15 protein-coding genes are annotated in these 16,838 nt (G+C 33.0%); 6 read left to right on the forward strand and 9 right to left on the reverse strand.

Features of this window, described 5'->3' with window-relative positions; translation table 11 throughout:
- Window positions 1–38 precede the first annotated feature (38 nt).
- Window positions 39–689, forward strand: coding sequence for an HAD family hydrolase (locus tag ACM6F9_RS10620; protein WP_414845699.1), 651 nt, complete (start codon window positions 39–41; stop codon window positions 687–689).
- Between the two features lie 84 nt (window positions 690–773).
- Here the strand turns inward: ACM6F9_RS10620 and ACM6F9_RS10625 are convergent, their stop codons facing one another.
- The 9 genes from ACM6F9_RS10625 to ACM6F9_RS10665 all read right to left on the reverse strand — a co-directional run bounded on the left by ACM6F9_RS10625 (window position 774) and on the right by ACM6F9_RS10665 (window position 12,171).
- A complete protein-coding gene (locus ACM6F9_RS10625; RefSeq protein WP_414845700.1) occupies window positions 774–1,727 on the reverse strand; it encodes a tail fiber protein in 954 nt (317 codons plus the stop codon).
- 783 nt (window positions 1,728–2,510) lie between these two features.
- Window positions 2,511–3,221 (reverse strand): hypothetical protein, encoded by a 711-nt coding sequence (locus tag ACM6F9_RS10630; protein WP_414845701.1) that lies wholly within the window; start codon window positions 3,219–3,221, stop codon window positions 2,511–2,513.
- 798 nt (window positions 3,222–4,019) lie between these two features.
- A complete protein-coding gene (locus tag ACM6F9_RS10635) occupies window positions 4,020–4,511 on the reverse strand; it encodes a helix-turn-helix transcriptional regulator (RefSeq protein WP_414845702.1) in 492 nt (163 codons plus the stop codon).
- Between the two features lie 344 nt (window positions 4,512–4,855).
- Window positions 4,856–5,350: a helix-turn-helix transcriptional regulator gene (locus ACM6F9_RS10640; protein WP_414845703.1), complete on the reverse strand. Its 495-nt coding sequence runs from the start codon at window positions 5,348–5,350 to the stop codon at window positions 4,856–4,858.
- A gap of 266 nt (window positions 5,351–5,616) precedes the next feature.
- Entirely contained in the window at window positions 5,617–7,086 is a 1,470-nt protein-coding gene (locus ACM6F9_RS10645; protein WP_414845704.1) for a tetratricopeptide repeat protein, read from the reverse strand.
- A 104-nt stretch (window positions 7,087–7,190) separates the two neighbouring features.
- Window positions 7,191–8,762 (reverse strand): M28 family peptidase, encoded by a 1,572-nt coding sequence (locus ACM6F9_RS10650; protein WP_414845705.1) that lies wholly within the window; start codon window positions 8,760–8,762, stop codon window positions 7,191–7,193.
- Between the two features lie 152 nt (window positions 8,763–8,914).
- Window positions 8,915–10,069, reverse strand: coding sequence for a carboxypeptidase-like regulatory domain-containing protein (locus tag ACM6F9_RS10655; protein ID WP_414845706.1), 1,155 nt, complete (start codon window positions 10,067–10,069; stop codon window positions 8,915–8,917).
- Between the two features lie 206 nt (window positions 10,070–10,275).
- Window positions 10,276–10,452 carry a histone H1 gene (locus ACM6F9_RS10660; protein WP_047377485.1) on the reverse strand — a complete coding sequence of 59 codons (177 nt, stop codon included), beginning with the start codon at window positions 10,450–10,452 and terminating at the stop codon, window positions 10,276–10,278.
- A gap of 306 nt (window positions 10,453–10,758) precedes the next feature.
- Complete coding sequence (locus tag ACM6F9_RS10665) at window positions 10,759–12,171, reverse strand: PLP-dependent aminotransferase family protein (RefSeq protein WP_414845707.1); 1,413 nt, start codon at window positions 12,169–12,171, stop codon at window positions 10,759–10,761.
- A gap of 119 nt (window positions 12,172–12,290) precedes the next feature.
- On the opposite strand from ACM6F9_RS10665, the gene ACM6F9_RS10670 reads away from it, so the two are divergent.
- From ACM6F9_RS10670 to ACM6F9_RS10690, 5 genes are all read left to right on the forward strand, one after another.
- Window positions 12,291–12,806 carry a hypothetical protein gene (locus ACM6F9_RS10670; RefSeq protein ID WP_414845708.1) on the forward strand — a complete coding sequence of 172 codons (516 nt, stop codon included), beginning with the start codon at window positions 12,291–12,293 and terminating at the stop codon, window positions 12,804–12,806.
- Between the two features lie 177 nt (window positions 12,807–12,983).
- Window positions 12,984–13,898, forward strand: coding sequence for a helix-turn-helix domain-containing protein (locus ACM6F9_RS10675; RefSeq protein ID WP_414845709.1), 915 nt, complete (start codon window positions 12,984–12,986; stop codon window positions 13,896–13,898).
- Window positions 13,899–13,986: 88 nt separating this feature from the next.
- Window positions 13,987–15,192 (forward strand): MFS transporter, encoded by a 1,206-nt coding sequence (locus tag ACM6F9_RS10680; protein ID WP_414845710.1) that lies wholly within the window; start codon window positions 13,987–13,989, stop codon window positions 15,190–15,192.
- 224 nt (window positions 15,193–15,416) lie between these two features.
- A complete protein-coding gene (locus ACM6F9_RS10685; RefSeq protein WP_414845711.1) occupies window positions 15,417–15,893 on the forward strand; it encodes a MarR family winged helix-turn-helix transcriptional regulator in 477 nt (158 codons plus the stop codon).
- A complete protein-coding gene (locus ACM6F9_RS10690) occupies window positions 15,890–16,732 on the forward strand; it encodes a universal stress protein (protein ID WP_414845712.1) in 843 nt (280 codons plus the stop codon). The genes ACM6F9_RS10685 and ACM6F9_RS10690 overlap by 4 nt, the downstream gene beginning before the upstream one ends.
- Window positions 16,733–16,838: the final 106 nt, after the last annotated feature.

Raw genomic sequence — 16,838 nt, forward strand, 5'->3', positions numbered from 1 at the left:
TTACAGATTAATCAAAAGATAAACACAAAATATTTATTTTGAGCACAAAACATTTAATTTTCGATCTGGATGGAACACTATGGGATTCCAGAGCTACGATCATCAAAATATGGAATGAAGTATTGGGCAGACATCAGTTGATCCAAAGAGAACTGAAACCCGAAGATATGAATCAATATATGGGATTATTGGCTCATGATATTGTAAAAGATATTATTCCAGGCATTTCAGATTTACAGGCTCAGGCCCTTCTTTCTGAAATTGTTGCTGAAGAAAATAAAACATTACACAAACAGGGAGGTATTTTATACGATGGTGTTGAAAATACCCTGAAAAGTCTGGCTAGCACCCACTCTCTTTTTATTGTAAGTAACTGTCAGAATGGTTATATTGAATCATTTTTAGAGTATTATCAATTCAATGATCTGTTTGCCGATTTTGAATCTCACGGACGAACCCAAAAACCAAAATCTAAAAATATACAGCTCCTCATGGAAAGAAATCAGCTATCCACTGATGATTCCGTATACATTGGCGATACTCAAACCGATTATGATTCCGCAAAGGCGAATGGATTGCCATTTATTTTCTGTACATATGGATTCGGAAAACTTTCTGATTCACTATACGAGCCATCAATTCTTGCATTTTCAGACTTGAGAACTCTTATTTCTGCTGTTACAAAATAGAATATCAGAATATTTTAAATTTTTAAAATATATAAGCCAAAAACAATATTGTTTTTGGCTTATATATAAAATCATTATACTTAATTAATATTTTATAATAGGCATTAAAGCTGTATTACGTGGACGAGAAACACCATTTGTATAATCATTAGCCGTATCAGATGGAGTTGACAAAGTTATTGTTGCACCGGCACTTTGGCTATTATTAGCTCTCACAGTAGCACCATAAATAGAATTAAATTGTGCAGTTGTAGGTAAATCCCATCCTAAAGCAGCTGTTAAGGTAGGCATAGTTGATGAAGAATTAACAAATGGAATTACACTATCAGCATTTGGACCTGCTCCTCCAGCAAGAAAAGATCCTTTTTGCCAGCTTCCCAACGTTCTTCCGTTATCAATTCCCCTGGTATTATCCCATCCTCTTATAAATTCCCCTCTTAAATCCGGAAGGTTAAAAGTTGTACTTCCATCTCCTGTACCGTATGTAATTCCTATAACAGAAAATAAGTCGGCATAAGCAGTACGGCTTACAGCAGAACCATTACATTCTAAATATCCTGTAGGTATGGTGCTGCTTGCACGATAAAACACGCTTCCTGGAGGAACTCCTTCTCCCTGAGTTCCTAAATTAACCCATTTCGTACCATCGTTTACATATAAACCGGGAATTACATTATTAGGTACAGTTCCAGCTGTAGCAGTATTATAAACAATCATTCCACCAATATGTGCACTTAAGGGAGAAGAATTATTAGTTGCTACTAAAGCTACTGATGGAAGCTTTACTCCTTTATTCGGACTTGTAACATCTAAAGCGGCATTACTATTTGGAGTAGTCGTTCCAATCCCTACGTTTCCTGTATTAGTTACAGTAAAATCATTAAGCTGCTGAGCTGCTGTTGGAGTTCCTGTAGCAGGATTATCTTTAGCTCCGTCAACGTGCAGAGTTCCTTGAGGGTTTGTGGTATTAATTCCAACCTGTGAAAATACAAAAGCCGAAGAGACAATTGCTGTTAAAATAATAAGTTTCTTTTTCATCACTTTAAAAATTTTAATTATTTATTAAATCACCAGATAACATTTTTATTTATACATTAAAAATCAATACATAACAATTGAAAATTATCTTGGGTCAAAAGTATTTTCTTCTGGTCATATTAAACAAAAAATGACATATCACAATCGTATCACACATACATAAATGATTGATTATCAATATATTTTAATTATTTCAAACTAAACAAGTTAAAGAAGAAAATATCCAAAACTCAATCTTTTACGGTCAACAGTAATCTATTAAGATGTATTTTCTATAGTGAAATTTAAAAGTTGCAGGTCAATAATCTCTTATATTAATAAACAAAACTCTATTAAGCTTTTAACCTCCCTATAGGTAAATAAACCTTTTAACAATATTGAATAAGGGGATGAATAAAGGAGGAAATAGGGAGGTAAAAGCCATTATATTAACTCATTAATATTTGGAGTATTCTGCAATATAGTACAAGTTGGAATATACACCATTTGTAACATTATTAATTAAATTTATCGTAAATCCCGGAGCAGTACCAATATCAAGACCCATTGTTCCACCTGCTGGATTGTTTATCGTACAAAGATTAGGTCCGCTCCCCCTATAGTACTACAAGCTAATACGTCATAACTCAGCAAAACCAGAATTTATTTCATACATCTTTCTTTCAAACAAGAAGAGGCTGTCATTCTTATAGAAATGTTTTTTGGAAAAAATGATGCGCTAAAAAACTTCAACGACAATAATTTTAAGCTTCACGTTAATTGACCCGAGGTTTATTTGATCATTTAAGCTCCATAGTATATAATGTTAATAGATCCCTGCTCTATATAAAATTTTAGTGTATAGATTGCTTCTATATATATAGCTTCACCAGCATTAAAATAAGTAGTAGTGCCGAGGTGTCCTCCAACTCCCTGTGTTCCGTCTCCATAGGCCCCATTACTATAAGAAATAATTGATTTTGTCGTCCCATTTGTTGCTACTTTTCCTATATTAAATCCAGATGAACCTCCAGTACCAGTGGTACCGTCTAACTTAAGTTTTATATATGTAGTAATGGCATAGTATCCTGCTTTTTGTACTATAAAACGCTTATTGGCAGCATCATAGGTCAAACAGGATGGATCAATTTTATTAGCCGTAAATGGTACTGTATACCAAAAATTAGCAGTATTAAATGTAGATTGTACAACTGCACTGCCAATGGCTGACAAGCTAGGAATATTGAGTGTTTGTGCACTCATAAGGTTACCATTAGCATCTGTTCCCAATAAATTAATATTCTTATAATTTTCAAGGCGTACACTTCCATTATCTGAAACACTTACCAGTTCTTTATTGGTATTATCATTTATTTTTAGTGCTTTCGTTGCATTAGTATTACCCTTACTTACAATATCCAGTGCTGCATTGGGAGTTGCCGTATTAATTCCCATCTGCGAAAATGCAAAAGTCGAAGAGACCATTGCTGTTAAAATAATTAGTTTCTTTTTCATCGTATTAAAAATTTAAATTTATATCTGTGTTTTCTAATTCTTTATTGGTGGAATTTTTTTAATAATAAAACAATCTGTTATATTTTCTCACAATTATTTTATTTTAGAAATGAAGTTTAAAAACGTATGTACTTGTTAAACCTAATCGTTATAAAAATTATGAATCTTACAAGCTCTTAACCTCCCTGGTAAATAAATTTTAACCATCAAAACTAAGAACGAACGAACGAACGAGGGAATCATAAAAGGGAGGTAAAAGCAAGTATTTTAATTAATATAAGTATCTAAAAATCTCCCAAAAAGTATTTGGATAATTTTTTAATCAATAACTTAGGTGATAATGTAACAGTTTTTTTCATCATTGTGTATATATTAATGTTTTATTTTAACATTCATTTGTTCTTTGTAAAAACAATTTCGATATATCAGCAAATACTAATTGTTTTTTATTTGGCAAATGTATTTCAGCTAAACAAACCAAGCAAAAAACAAGGTATCACACTCGTATCTCAATCACACAATAAACTCAAAATCAAATAATTAAATTAAATTTTCGAAGAATAATTGTGAAAAAATAATTAGCATTATGGGCTTAATAATAAGGTTATCTTCAAACCTGTATCTTTTAGCATTTAATTTTCTATACAGAAATTTAAAATAAGTAAGAAGATCATTAAGTAAGTATTTTTTTATATTCAGCAAACCAAAATTAATTTCATTTATCTAACTTTCAAATAAAATGCCTGAGATATAATATACATCTCAGGCTTAACAAAACATCAAAAAAAACACATTTATTTATAAACTATCAATCCACAGATAAATATCTTTTCCCGCAGGAATATTTAATTTCTTCCGCAACCTGTTCTTTCTGATTTGAATAGCTCCTGCTGTTACTTTATTACATTTAGCAATTTCGTTTGTGCTGAAATTAAGTTTTAAATAAGCACAAAACTTGAGCTCAGAATTAATAAGATCAGGTTTTATCTGTAGTAGTTTTTCACAAAACTCAGGATACATTTCTTTAAATTTCAAAAAAAATCCTGAAGTATTATTTTTGCTTAAAATGATAAGCTCTTCTTTAGCCTTATACAGGTTTATGTACTGATTATTAGTAACTTGCTTAAGATCCGTAATATTATTCTTTTTATTTAATCTCCATATTCTTTCCATAGCAATTCCTACAACTGCAACCCCTAATAATATACCATACCAAACTTTTTTATCCTTTAGATCGGGTTTATAAGATACCATATCAGCAGATAGTGTTTCTTTGTTTTTCCTTTTCACTATTTTCTTCCTTTTTATGTTTTTCTAAGCGAGATATCAAGCTGTTAAAAAATCACATCTGATATTTTTGTGTAGCAAATTTATTTTTTTTCATAAATTATAACGAAAAACATACTATCACATAGATATCTCTAAAGATATAATATTCTGATAATTAGCAAATTATCCATTAAAGTTTATAAAGAAAATAGGTAAAATTGTATTTACTATTTTTAATACTACTAAGAAAGGTACTTCTGCAAATACCATTTATTTTTAAAACCTTGAAAAGCAAAAAGAAAATTTTATACAAAAGAATGCTTAATTACAGAATAACAAGTAAAAAACTGAAATCAATAATTGATTCACAACCCATCCATCCACAGATAGATATCCTCATCAGAAGGAATATTTAATTTTTTTCGGAGCCTGTTTTTTCTGATCTGAACAGCTCTGGGGGTAACTCCAATGAACCTAGCTATTTCTTTTGTAGTGAAATTAAGTTTTAAATAAGCACAAAACGCAATTTCAGTATTCACCAGATTAGGCTGAATTTGTATAAGCTTTTCATTGAGTTCTGGATATGCTTCTTTGAATTTCATTGTAAATTCGGGTGCATCTTTTTTGCCTAAAATGATAAGTTCTTCTTTAGCCTTATACATGCTTATGTCATGATGATTAGCAATTTGCTTAAGATCTGAAATATTATTATTCTTTTTATTTATTCTCCATATTCTTTCCATAGCAATCCCTACAACTACAGCTCCTAACAATATACTATACCAAACTTCTTTATACTTTAGATCGGGTTTATAAGATACCTTGCCAGCAGATAGTGTTTTTTTGTTTTTCCTTTTCACTATTTTCTTCCTTTTTATGTTTTTTTAAGCGAAATATCAATCAGTTAAAAAATCACATATGATATTTTTGTGTAGCAAATTTATTTTTTTTCATAAAGCATAACGAAAAACATACTATCACATAGATATCTCTAAATACACATGCATTAACAATCAATAAGTTACCAATCCAATTGTTTTTAAAATCTTGAAAAGCAAAAAAAGTTTACAAAAAAGAATTCTTAATTACAGAATAAAAAATAAAAAACTGAAAATCAATAATTGATTCACAGCCCATCCATCCACAGATAGATATCCTCATCAGAAGGGATATTTAATTTTTTTCGGAGCCTGTTTTTTCTGATCTGAACAGCTCTTGGGGTAACTCCAATGAACGTAGCTATTTCTTTTGTAGTGAAATTAAGTTTTAAATAAGCACAAAACGCAATTTCAGTATTCACCAGATTAGGCTGAATTTGTAAAAGCTTTTCATTGAGTTCAGGATATGCTTCCTTGAATTTCATCGTAATTTCAGGCGCATCTTCTTTGGCTAAATTGATAAGTTCTTCTCTGGCCTTATCCAGCCTTGTGTCCTGTAGTTTATTAATCTGGTTTTCTTTCAGATCAATAATATTATTATTTCTTTTCTTTATTCTTTTTATTCCGATTATAGCAATTCCTATAATAGCTGCTAAAAATAAAAATACAAATCCCAACTTGCGATTCAGACTTTTATTTTTTGAATTTGCAATCTCATCAGAAATTCTATCAGCAGAAATTTGGATCCCCATAGCACTAGCTTTAGCCACACTATCTTTGATACTTACATATTTGTTTACATAGAATAGTTCATCTTCATTTCTTTTTAATGCCCGGTAATTATCTGCCAATAATTTATATATAGATATTCTATCTTCAAGATTACTTTTCTTTTTTGCAAGAGCCAAAACTTTAAGACTATATTCTAATGATTCTTCATATTTTTTTTGGGTATACAAAATCTCAGCCTTTTGTCTAAAACCTGAACATTCAAAATAATCAAAAGGATTTGTTTTGACTATCTTAAGAAGCTGCTCATTATAATACGATGCTGAGTCAAGTCTTTTTCCATTATAAAAATAATAGTTTGCTAAATTAAAATATAGAACCTCTTTAGAGATATGACGAGGCGCATGATAATTTTTATGTATTGCCTTTACTTTATTAAGATAATAAATGACGCTATCTGATTTATAATTCTCATAACATGCTGAAAGCTGTATATTTGCATTGTACAACTTTTCTAGTTTTTCATTTTGGATACTTCCTAAATCGGCAATAGTAAGTTCTTTTTTAAACTCGGCTATTGCCTGCTTTCTAAAACCTAAAGCGAGATAATTTCTTCCGGCAAGATCTGTCAATTTAAACCTGAAATCTAAATTGTCCGCAATATAATCACTATAATCTTTTATTAATTTATTAATATAGACAAAGCTTTCAGAATAATTCCCGGCATTACACAATCCGAATGCTATCAAAAAATTGCTTTCTGCCATTCCTTCTTTATCCCTTATCTTCTCTGAATACAATAAGGCTTTTCTAGCAAAAAAAATAGTTTGAGTAGGACTTTGAGTATCCGATGCTTTTTTAGCTAAGTTTAACAAAGAATCTACCTCCTTGGTATTTCCTGAGGTAGCTTTGATATTCGAAGTTAATAAAATAACAAAAACCGGAATAAATATGATTTTAACTAATATATTCCTTGGTTTTTTTTCCATCTAAGTATATTTATTGCAAAAATAATTCATTTATTTATATTTTTTATGTCTTGTCGAATTATATCTAAACACTAAAAAAATAACTATTTCTGCAATAAAATCATTTACTTATAATCTTTTGAACTTCTTCTTGGCTCTTTTATTTCCGGCCATTTTGCTGTCTCTCCCTTTTCATCCTGAGGCATTACCCTCTTTTCTCTGTTACTGAACTCAGGGTCTTCGGAAGCCATATAAGCTAATGCTGCCGTTAATATCACATTATTCTTCACCTCATCAAAAACGATCTTATCATAAGTATCTTTCGTTGTATGCCATGTATATCCGAAATAGCCCCAGTTCAGGGAACCTAAAGAAATTCCGGGTACTCCTGCAGCTACAAATGAAGCATGATCAGAACCTCCTCCTCCAGGCATTCCTGGGAAATCTGTTTTAATATGGCCTCTTACTGCTTTTGGAACTCCGTCCAGCCATCTTCCGACATAATCATAAGCTTTTACAAACCCCTGACCGCTGATGTTCACAACACGTCCGGTTCCGTTATCCTGATTAAAAGCGGCCTGTACTCCTTTAATAATCTGAGGATTATCTGCGACAAAACCTCTCGAACCATTTAATCCCTGCTCTTCACTTCCCCAAAGCCCGATTACGATCGTTCTCTTGTTATTAGGATAATATTTCTTCAGAATCCTCATGGTTTCCAACATAGTGATTGTTCCGGTTCCGTTATCTGTAGCACCCTGAGCTCCGTCCCACGAATCAAGGTGAGCTGAAAGAATCACATATTCATCAGGTTTTTCTTTTCCTTTGATCATTCCGATCGTATTAAAACTTTTGGCTTCAGGAAGTATTTTAGACTGAGCATCAATTTTGATTTTTGGCTGAGTCCCTTTTTCTGCCATTCTGTAAAGCATTCCATAATCTTCCACATCGATATCAATCATTGGAATTTTGGTTGTTTTCGCGCCAAAAATTCTGTTGGCGCCCATAATTCCAGTCCAGTTTGAAATAGCAATCCCTGCTGCTCCTGCTTTCTCCAAAGCATCAGGAAGACTGTTATTATCATATCCAATATTCTTGATATAAGCAGCAAAATCTTTGGCAGCCTGTTCTTTTTCTGCTTTAAGTTTTTCATACAGCTCCGGAGTAGCAAATTCTTTGATCTGCTCATCAGAACGTCCAATTTTCTGATATTGTGCCATCAATACTATTTTCCCTTTTGCGGAAGGAAGCCATTGATCAAATTCTGCTTTAGAAGCTACTTTTGGAAGAATAATCACTTCTGCTTCAATTGCTTTTTTTGTAGCAGGACTCCATGCAAGCTGTGTTGCAGAAAGAGATTTCACACGCGGATACGTCATATCTACATGAGTTGTCCCTCTTTGCCAGCCTTTCCATGTTCCAAATTGTTGAAGATTGGCATCCACACCCCAGGAACGAAGCTTATTAGCACTCCATTCGTTTGCAGCAAGCATTTCAGGTGTTCCTACAAGGCGGGGACCAATCCCGTCAAGCAGCTCAGATGCGAGGTTTTCCAGTTGGGAATTATTATTTACTTCATCTACAAAACTTTTTACGATAGGGCTAAGCCTTTCTTTTGGGTCAACCTTTACCTGAGCCCATGAAAACTGGGCAGCCAGCACTACTGCAGGTACTGCAAAAAATCTATTTATCCTCATACTATTTATTGATTGCTTTAAAGATAAAGGAAATTAGAGAAAAGAAAACAAAAAAAGGCTTTAAATAGTATAATTTAAACCATTTCTATTCAAAAAAATATTTTTTACGTCACAAATTATCCCATCAATGGTAAATATCAAGAATACTGATGTTATTTCGATCCAAAATCTGGTAATCTTCTATTGATAAAAGCCTGCTCATCCCCGGAAAGTAAAATGGTATTATTTTTATCTTCTTTCACTTGAATATTATCCCAAATATTTTTACTAAAATCCATTTTAGGATTAAGTCCTTTTTCATCAGATTTTTTAAAGGTATTATAGATAAGTTCCCTGCTGCTCCTTCTTTCATGTCTAACACCTTTATAATAGGCAATATATCTGTTTCCTTCAAGTCTGCTCATTGCAGGAACATATACTCCATCATTTTTATAAAAATCAAAAACAAGTATTGCATTTCCTAGTTGATAATCATATTCTTCACCTTCTCCAGTTTTTCTTTTCATCATTGGATATTGATCCTGTAAATAATGGATCTCAAAATAGGTGATCACTTTATCCTCTTTATTAAACTTAAACTCACCTTCCATTTCAATTCCCAATCCTGATTTAATGGTAAATGTTACCAGCTGTTCATTACCCTCTTCGAAAATCATCCACCCAGAATATTTTGATCCTTCATCTTTTAAATGTGAAACCACTCTTTTCAATTCAAAATTGAAAAAATAATTCCCCATATATTCATCAGAGAAATCTTTTATTCCTGCTGTAAAAATACTATCTGACTTTATATTTTTAAAGGTTTTCACATTATTCAGCTGCATTTGAAGATTCTTATCATGAGATCTATTATGATTATAATAATTAGTCTTGCTCCATAATTTGGTCTCTGCAATGACTAAAAAATAAAGCTTGTTATTATCACTCTTTTTTTCTTTGTAAACTACATCATAGAGTGATGGTTCGCTATAATATCTTTTTTTATAATTATTATTTACATCTTCAAATAGCTTTCTGATATCTACTTTTTCAAGTTTCACCTCATCAATACTTTTATAAACCCGCTTCAGCTTTACAACAGAACGAAACTCCTGAAGTTTTGCTTTTTGAAAACCAGAAGCTGAAATTTCAAAGTTGGCAGAACCTTGTTCCACTGGTGCGAAACCATCTTCATTGGTATAAACAATCTGATTCTGCAAAAGAACTCTTGCATTAGAAACAGGTTTTCCGTTTTCCACATCTATAACTTTTAGTTTTTGTGCTGAAAAAAAGTTGAAAAACAGCAACAGTAGAAAAGAATACTTCATGATATATTAGTTATTGATATTTCTAAAAATACACATTATAGATGTTTTACAAAGAAAAAAATGAATATTTGAATTAAAAAAATCTTCAAAGCAAATTCATTGTATGATCAAAATCTACTATCATTAGAAAATATAAAAAAGCAGACGATTATGTCTTGAAAAAAAGCATAAAAAAAGCCGGCTTCAAAAGCCGGCTAAAAGTTGAATTATTTCTTAGCTTCTTCTACAGAAACTTTTCTGAAATCTTTGAACAATTTGCTTAGTTCTAAAGCTGCTTTACGAGCTCTTGTACCAGCTGCTTTGTTTCCTTTTTCCGCTTGTTGGTTTGCTTCTGTTGTGAACGCTTCAAATTCTGCGTTGATTTTTTCAATTAGTTCTTTCATTTATTTAAAAATTTAGGCTGCAAATATAGGTTTTATGGTGATTCCAGCCTAATTGTGTTGAAAAAAAATGGTTGATTTAATTATTTTTTTTGAGTCTTTCTTAAATTCAATTTAATTTTTAAAATAAAATCAAATTATTACAGAAAAACAGCCATGTAATTGGATTTTATCTAATATATAGGTTCATATTTAAATAAATCACTCAGGATCAATAAGAATCGAAGAAAACAATGACCTCTATGCCTTAAAAAGGATTACTTATAAAATCATTTAGCCTTCTTTAATAACTTTATAGCTCTTAACGGCTTACAACTGTAGTTGTTTTGCCTTCCTGCCTGCATTTTCCAATAAAACAAAGCTTTCGGATGTAATACGTTCCGCAAAAACGATCCGGAAATGATAATGATACGTATTGGTGAACGAAAAAGTGTCTCCTGGAGTAAATAAAATCTGATGCTTTTCACAATATTCATAGAATTTATTCATATCCGTATGTTCGGGAAGCTGCCCCCAGATACTGTAACCACCCTGAGGTCTGTGAAAATAAGAACCTTCAGGAAACGAATTTCTTAAAGCATCCAATATCTGTACAGCCTGTTGATTAAGTTTCTTCCGAAATGTCCGAAGATGCCTTTCATAGCTGTTTCCCTGCAATAATTTCAGAACAAGCTCCTGATAAATGGGAGAAACAGACCGCCCTAAAGTAAACCTTATTCTTTCCGATTTAGCAAAAAATTTCCCTGCATACAGCCAGCCTAAACGGATTCCTGGCGCCAGTGTTTTTGCAAATGATGAATAGGTCATTACCATTCCTTTTTTATCAAAGCTTTTTATACTTTGCGGCCTCTGTTCTTCAAAATAAAGATCAGAGTACATATCATTTTCAATAATGCACAACTGATGGATCTCTGCAATCCTCAGAATTTCCTTTTTCGTTTCATCTTTCATTACAATTCCTGTAGGATTATGAAAATTTGGGGTAACCACAAGAGCTTTAATATTGTTTTCTTCACAGGCTGCCCTGAAATATTCTATATCAAAACCATTTCTGTAATGCACAGGAATTTCGATTACTTTTAATTCAAGATGTGCCATCACTTCCAGTACGGAAAATACACAGGGACTGTCAACAGCAACTCCATCTCCGGCTTTTGTAACCGATTTTAAAGCAATTGTAAGTGCCTGGAGGGCGCCATCTGTAATAATGATCTCATCATAATTCATGGTACAGCCATACATATTCATTTGTCTTGCGATATGTTTCCTTAATGCTTCCAGACCGTTTGAAGGGTAATATCTCAGTAATGACGCTCCTTTTTCACGAATTACCTCCTGCATTGTCCTGAGAATAAGTTTCTGTGGGATCAGGAGATCTCCCGGCACAGCCGTATTAAACGAGCTTGACTCTGAGGTTCTTTTGGAAGTAAGCATCATATTTTTCATAAATGCTTCATCCCGCACTACTACTGGAAGCTCTGTCCTCACTTCCGGAATATTTTCTTCCTGAATACCAGCTACAAAGTAACCAGACCGCGGACGGCTGGTGATCAAACCTTTAATCATAAGATATTCAAACCCACTCTGTACTGAACTTGTACTCAGATTGTATTTTTCTTTGATCTCCCGGACAGAAGGAAGCTTATCTTTTTCCTGTAAAATTCCACTTCGGATCTGTTTTTCTATGATGGTTGTAAAAACTTCGTATTTAAAAGGCTTCATAATATGGATCAACTGTACTGAACAAATTTACAAAAACATTCATCTGTACCGATTATATTTTAACGAACTGTATCCCTGAAGAATGGATTAATCTTATAATTTTGAATAAAAAAAATCCCATGGATATCATTTCAAAATTTACAGTAGGTTCTGAAGAGGGAATTTCTGATCTTATAGCCATTATTGATTCTTCCATTTATACGCTACACAAAGAGTTTATAAGTGAAGAAGATATTAAAAGATATATTCAAAAAGAAATAGATCCGAGAAAGATGATCAATGATCTGAACGATCTTTCCAACCAGCTTATTATGACCTATGCTGATCAGAAACCTATAGGATACAGCATTATCAAAAGCGGTTCTTTACATCCCGGAATTTCTGAAGGAAAAAGAGCCACCGAAATCAGTTTTGTGATTCTTTCCGAATTTGACTCTCCTGAAATAAGACAATCCCTTTGGAAAAAATGCAGGTCAGCAGTGAGTTTTACAGATATAATATGGATCAATATGCTGGATCATGATCCGCTATCTCAATTTCTAAAAGAGGTTGGATTTATTCCTGTATTGAGTTCAAAGGCCGGAGCTTTTCAACTGCCATCTCATATTTTAGAACTGGAAATTAATAAAGGTTAATTCGATTATTTTCAACCACAGATTTTACAGATTTGTACGGATGGCTTATAATAAATGGTTCGTTATCTTAACATTGATGATATTGAGCGAAGCTATTATTCTCATTTTTATTATATCACTTAAAATTATTTTAGGTAAGAATAGTTTCCTTATCTTTGATTTTTATAATTTTTACCTATGAGTGATCAGCTGGAAACAATAGAAGATTATTACAGACGCATCCGCAAGGATGAGGTCAAGATGTTTGATTCTGAGGATTTTGAGATGGGAAAATCTCATTTCAATATTTCCATGCGGAGGTATTGCAGTTTCAAGAGCCCTTACAACCGCCGTGATTATTATAAAATTAGCTTTATCATTGGAAAAGGTACGATTCATTATGGAGCACATCAGTTGTTTATTGATGGTCCGGCTTTATTCTTTCCTTCTCCCAGTATTCCGTATTCCTGGGAGTGCGAAAGCGATATACAGGAGGGCTATTTCTGTCTGTTCAATCAGGAGTTTTTTAATGGAAATTCAGAATTTAATCTGTTTAAAAAAACTTCCATGTTCAAAGAATGGAGCAAACCGGTTGTCTTTCTCAATGAGGAACAGACCCAGCTTGCCACTTTGTATTTTGATCAGATTTACAGGATGAATAATTCAACATATCCTTTCCGATGCAGCAGTATCAAAAGCAACCTTGCCTCTGTAATGCATCTGGCACTGGAAAACCGGGTGGAAGATATCAATCCTCATGAACTTCCCGCGAATGTACGTTTGTATAAACTGTTTGATGAATTACTCAACAAGCAGTTTCCTCTGGACTCCCCTGCTTATCCGTTGGCATTAAAGACCCCTTCCGATTTTGCAGATCATCTGAATGTACATGTGAATCATTTGAATTCTTCTGTAAAATCTGTAACCAATCTTACTACAACACAGATCATTAAAGAAAAAATGTTCGAAGAGTCTAAAAACCTTCTAAAGTATACGAATTGGGATATTGCCCAGATTGGGTATACTTTGGGATTTGATCAACCTGCTCATTTTAATAACTTTTTCAAAAAACACGCTCAAACTTCACCCCTAAAATTCAAGAATTTATCTTAATATTTGATTTTTGTAATTTTTACTTTGTCTTTTAAAATCCAATTTTATATTTCTTGACTTATTTTTGCAGGGTAAAAAATGAATGAATATGTTGAGAGAAGCATCTGAGAAAAGAATCAGATTAATTACCATTATGGCTTTCGTGTCGATTCCGCTGTCAGGATTTGTCACGGACATTTATTTACCATCGTTCCCTTCTATGGCCAAAGAAATGATGGTTTCAGAAAAAGATATTCAGATAACCCTGACTTCATATCTGTTAAGCTATGGAATTTCCCAGTTATTTGTAGGGGGAATTTTAGATAGTATCGGCCGTTATCGTCCCAAGCTAATTGCATTGTTCTTATTGATCCTGACCAGTTTTTTAATTACGATGACCAACAGTATTTTACTAATCTGTCTGCTTCGTATTCTTCAGGGAGCTGCGGTTTCGGTGCTTGTTGTAGCTACACGTGCTATTTTTGTGGACATTTATGATGCAGAGAGGGTGAAACATTATTTGAGTTATTTCACCATTGTATGGTCTTGTGGACCTATTCTGGCACCTTTCCTGGGTGGTTATCTTGAGAAAATGTTTAACTGGCATGCGAATTTTTACTTTTTGGCAGCCTATGCAGGATTTATATTCTTATTTGAATGGTTCTTCAGTGGGGAGAGCCTTCCCCAGAAAAAGAAACTGGATCTGTCTGAGAACATCAGCCTTTATAAAATGATGCTGAAGAACAGGATTTTTATGCTGGGAATTTTCATTTTAGGACTGAGCTACTCTATTGTGATGCTGTTTAATATTACCGGACCTTTTATTATTGAAAACACGTTTCATTTTACCCCGGTAGTCATTGGATATTGTACACTGATCTTAGGTTTCTCCTGGATGATTGGAGGATTTATCGGGAAGCGCAGACTGACTCTGGATTTTAAACCCAGAATCTTACAGCCTATCTTACTGCAGCTTATTTTGATTGCAGGACTAATCACAACCAGTTATTTTGCAGAAAGCCTTTTCATTATGATCCCTTTTGCCTTTTTTATTCATATCTGTTCCGGAATTTTATTTACTTCATTTTTTACGACAAGTATGCTTTACTTTCCTAAAAATGCAGGAACTGCCGGAGGACTGATGGGTGGATTGGTGTATGTGATCACTTCGATAACAAGCTTTATCATTTCTGTAAGTGGCGCTGTAAGTGAACAAAAAGACCTTTCCTGGCGCTATCTGATTATTGCATGTTTCCTTTTAGGAATTATTCTTATCATGCATCAGGCAGTAAAAAAAGAAAAAGCAGGGAATTAATCTCTGCTTTTTTTTTCTGTTTTGTACTTTTTAAATTCTTAGCCATCAGACAGTAAAATCCATTCCTGCAGATTTATATTTTCTATATTTCATTTCAAATAAATAATATTTTACTATCAATTAGTTTTAATTAAAACTAATTTTCCGTATATTTGATATGATAAGTTATGAACAAGATTCTTTAAGATACGCACCTTATCCTGCTCAATTATTATTATCAAAGTATGCCTGCAAAACAGAATAACATATCAGAACTGGCTCTTGAACTTGGCCTTGCAATGAGTGAAATGAAAAGCCGCCTTCGGCAGAAGATTCAGACTACGGTTAACGAATATAATCCGGATCTTTCTTTTGAACTGATCGAAATTCTGGGATTGCTTTCACGAAATGACGGTATCAACCAGCAGGAAATAGGAAATAAAGTAAGTAAAAACAAATCAAGCATTACATATCTCATCAACAGCCTTGTAAAAAGGGATTTGGTAGAACGGATAGCCTATCAAAATGACAGAAGAAATAAGCAGATCTTTTTGACTCCAAAGGGCAAGCAGATTGTAGAAACCGTTTACCCATGGGCATTGGATCTTTATAAAAAAGCAGCTGGCGATATTAATGTGGAAGAGATCAGCAAAGCGCTGCTATTGGTAAAAAAAATGACAGCAAACCTGGAAGAGCCGGGATCAAAAAATGATACAATATGAGAACAATCCTTGTACCTATTGATTTTACATCAACTACGGAAAATGCAGTAAGAATTGCCGCAGACTGGGCAAAAACTTATGAATATCAAAACATTATCTTACTAAAAACCGCGGGAGAGTCTGAATTTGATTATCTGCATATCGCAGAAGGGCATTCATTTGTGAATGAAGAAAGTGTCAATAATCTGTTACAGAGAACGGAGTTACTATTTGATCAGTTAATTGGAATCATAAAGGAAAAATCACCTGAAATAAAAGTTTCTAAGGTATTAAGTGACTGGGCTCTTACCAGAAGTATCAACGAACTTTTAAAAAATCAGCCGTCTGTAGAACTGATTATTCTGGGAAGTGATGATCAGACTTCTTCTACTGAAAGTTTTGTTTCCGACAACATCATTAGTATTGCAAGAACGAGTCCTGTGAAGACTTTAATTGTTCCTAACAGCTATCACTACACTCCTATTAAAAATATCTTTATTCCTTGTGATATCAATGGGATTAAAAGACTGGAAAGACTGTTTCATCACAAGTCTGTTATTCATAAGCAGGACGTACGTTTGATGTTTTTGAATATCAACAAAGGTGAAAAGGAGGATGACAACAAAAAAAGAGAACTGGAAGATTATATTCGCGAACATTTAACTGAAATTCCGAGCAGTATCCATTATTCTTATGAAGAGAATGTAATTAATGGGATCCTTAATTTTGCTTCTTCCAACGAAGCAGATCTTATTATTGCTTTACCAGGCAAGCACAGCTTTCTGTATTATCTGGCGAGCAGAAGTATTTCCGAGGGAATTTACCAGAACACGCACCAACCTGTTTTAATTTTAAAATAGAAACATTTGAATCTAAAAATGTTCTGTATAAACCATTAAGAATAAATTTAAGAAATAAAGTATAGTTAAGTTTTTTTGCTTAAAGCGAAGCTCATCTTAATATTCT

Origin of the sequence: Chryseobacterium sp. IT-36CA2, assembly GCF_949767875.1 — a bacterium.
Lineage (GTDB): Bacteria > Bacteroidota > Bacteroidia > Flavobacteriales > Weeksellaceae > Chryseobacterium.

What these genes read in the sequence shown, in the direction of transcription:
- ACM6F9_RS10625 (WP_414845700.1), bottom strand. Translation starts at nt 1,727, where the DNA reads ATGAAAAAGAAACTTATTATTTTAACAGCAATTGTCTCTTCGGCTTTT.
- ACM6F9_RS10630 (WP_414845701.1), bottom strand. Translation starts at nt 3,221, where the DNA reads ATGAAAAAGAAACTAATTATTTTAACAGCAATGGTCTCTTCGACTTTT.
- ACM6F9_RS10645 (WP_414845704.1), bottom strand. Translation starts at nt 7,086, where the DNA reads ATGGAAAAAAAACCAAGGAATATATTAGTTAAAATCATATTTATTCCG.
- ACM6F9_RS10650 (WP_414845705.1), bottom strand. Translation starts at nt 8,762, where the DNA reads ATGAGGATAAATAGATTTTTTGCAGTACCTGCAGTAGTGCTGGCTGCC.
- ACM6F9_RS10655 (WP_414845706.1), bottom strand. Translation starts at nt 10,069, where the DNA reads ATGAAGTATTCTTTTCTACTGTTGCTGTTTTTCAACTTTTTTTCAGCA.
- ACM6F9_RS10660 (WP_047377485.1), bottom strand. Translation starts at nt 10,452, where the DNA reads ATGAAAGAACTAATTGAAAAAATCAACGCAGAATTTGAAGCGTTCACA.
- ACM6F9_RS10665 (WP_414845707.1), bottom strand. Translation starts at nt 12,171, where the DNA reads ATGAAGCCTTTTAAATACGAAGTTTTTACAACCATCATAGAAAAACAG.
- ACM6F9_RS10670 (WP_414845708.1), top strand. Translation starts at nt 12,291, where the DNA reads ATGGATATCATTTCAAAATTTACAGTAGGTTCTGAAGAGGGAATTTCT.
- ACM6F9_RS10675 (WP_414845709.1), top strand. Translation starts at nt 12,984, where the DNA reads ATGAGTGATCAGCTGGAAACAATAGAAGATTATTACAGACGCATCCGC.
- ACM6F9_RS10680 (WP_414845710.1), top strand. Translation starts at nt 13,987, where the DNA reads ATGTTGAGAGAAGCATCTGAGAAAAGAATCAGATTAATTACCATTATG.
- ACM6F9_RS10685 (WP_414845711.1), top strand. Translation starts at nt 15,417, where the DNA reads ATGCCTGCAAAACAGAATAACATATCAGAACTGGCTCTTGAACTTGGC.
- ACM6F9_RS10690 (WP_414845712.1), top strand. Translation starts at nt 15,890, where the DNA reads ATGAGAACAATCCTTGTACCTATTGATTTTACATCAACTACGGAAAAT.